Source organism: Neobacillus soli NBRC 102451, assembly GCF_001591665.1.
In the GTDB taxonomy this organism is placed as follows: Bacteria; Bacillota; Bacilli; order Bacillales; family Cytobacillaceae; genus Neobacillus; species Neobacillus soli.
This window is the reverse complement of sequence record NZ_BCVI01000117.1, coordinates 1-1,883: the sequence shown is the minus strand read 5'-3', so window position 1 is coordinate 1,883 and position 1,883 is coordinate 1. Positions and strand designations below refer to the sequence as shown.

Here is a 1,883-nt window from a genome sequence, read left to right as displayed (position 1 = left end):
AGTAGGAGGGGGTGACTAACCCCCGACCTCTCACACCACCGTACGTACCGTTCGGTATACGGCGGTTCAACTAAGTTTGACGTAGAAATTCATATCTGTGATATAAACTTTTCAGCCCTCGGTTACTCCAGTAGGAGTTATTGAGGTTTTTTTGTAGAATCGGACTACCAGCTATTCTCCAGTATTTCTTTCTAGAGTTTCCCCATTCGAAAGCCTTGTTTGGTGGAACTCCCAAGCCTTTGAGATTTCTTACTCTTGTTTTGGGTGTTTTCCATTGTTTCCATTCAATCATACGGAGTCTTCTCCTAATCCATTCATCAAATTCTTTAAACTTACTAGGTGTATCCGCTAAAGCAAAGTAACCGCACCAACCAGTTAAGTATTGATTTAGTTTCTCGATTCTTGTTTCCAATGAGATGGATGTTGACCGTGATGTTAATTCACGTATTTTTAACTTTAGTCTTTTGATACTTTCCTGGGATATCCGAACCTTCGGTTTCTTGTGAACAGTAAAACTAAACCCAAGAAACTTTCGTTTCCACGGACGGTCAACTGCAGACTTCTCTCTATTTACTTTAAGTTTCAATTTAATTTCTATAAAGTTTGTAATAGAGTTCATCACCCTTTCGCCAGCTTTCTTTGACTTCATGTAGATATTACAATCATCAGCGTAGCGGACGAACTTATGCCCCCTTCTTTCCAACTCTTTATCAAGTTTATCTAACAGGATATTGGAAAGAATAGGACTTAATGGACCTCCCTGTGGTGTTCCTTCCTCAGAATCGTAGGTTACACCATTAATCATGACTCCTGCTTGGAGGTATTTTCTAATTAGCTTCAAGACCAATCGGTCTTGGATTCTGTTAGCCAGTATCCCCATCAACTTATCATGATTAACTTTGTCAAAGAATTTCTCTAAGTCCATATCTATAACCCATCTGTAACCTTCTCTTATATATCCCTTAGCTTTTCGAATAGCGTCATGTCCTCTCCGATTTGGTCTGAATCCATAGCTATGTTCAGAAAAGGTGGGGTCAAATAATGGGGTTAACACTTGGGCAATAGCTTGTTGAATGAAACGGTCTGTCACGGTAGGTATACCTAGTAACCTAATTCCTCCGTTCGGTTTCGGGATTTCGACTCGACGGACTGGATTCGGATGATAGGTTCCATTCCTCAAAGAATCACAAAGGGACTCCCAGTTTTCATAGAGATGTCTTCGTAGGGATTTTACGGACATACCATCTATTCCGTGACTCCCTTTGTTCTTCTCGACACGTTTAAGTGCTTCTATTAAGTTTTCCCGTGACAAAATCCTATCCATTAACATTCGATATTTCCTTTCGACGTGAACGTAGAAATCTATTTATGTTATTCCTGTTCCACCCTCATGAAGTCCCCAGTGGGATTCACCACTTCCTCCTCCAAGTAAGTCCTTTCGGATTGTCTGCTTCTACACAGGAATTGTATGCCTAGTTCTCGTTCTTCCTAATTGTTCAGTCCTTCCCTTACCGTCTCGAGTAGGTAAGGTACTATGACCTCTGCTGACTTCTGATTGTTCAGCTATCTATTGCTAGATAGGTTACCAAGTGTACTTGGCATATCAATCAGACCTCCCCAGGTAAGAGTGCAATCTTTCCCTCCATCTATCTGCTTCATTTACTCTATACCACCTTCGGCAGAAGGGACTTTGTTTTGTCATGCAAACTCATCCAATGGTATCTAGCCTTATATGAAGTTCGTGTCCCTCAGACCGGAGGTTTGCCGCCCGCTTCCTTCAGATTCCACGTCACCGCGGACACCCTTGCGTTAAGCTACTGTTACTTCTGCCTTCACAGTTCGGGACTTGCACCCTATAGATTGCACCCATGCTGGGCGCACAT

Annotated in this window: 2 protein-coding genes; one reads left to right on the top strand and one right to left on the bottom strand. The window is 42.1% G+C overall.

The features are described from left to right. Positions 1 to 70: 70 nt before the first annotated feature. Positions 71 to 1,330 (bottom strand): group II intron reverse transcriptase/maturase, encoded by a 1,260-nt coding sequence (gene ltrA / locus BSO02S_RS25895; RefSeq protein WP_066074901.1) that lies wholly within the window; start codon positions 1,328 to 1,330, stop codon positions 71 to 73. Between the two features lie 365 nt (positions 1,331 to 1,695). Between ltrA and BSO02S_RS27785 the strand changes: the two genes are divergently transcribed. Further along, the coding region (locus BSO02S_RS27785) for a hypothetical protein (protein ID WP_501193490.1) at positions 1,696 to 1,883 on the top strand (188 nt) is incomplete at its 3' end.

Coding starts and splice junctions, on each gene's coding strand:
- ltrA (WP_066074901.1), bottom strand. CDS start 1,330: ATGTTAATGGATAGGATTTTGTCACGGGAAAACTTAATAGAAGCACTT.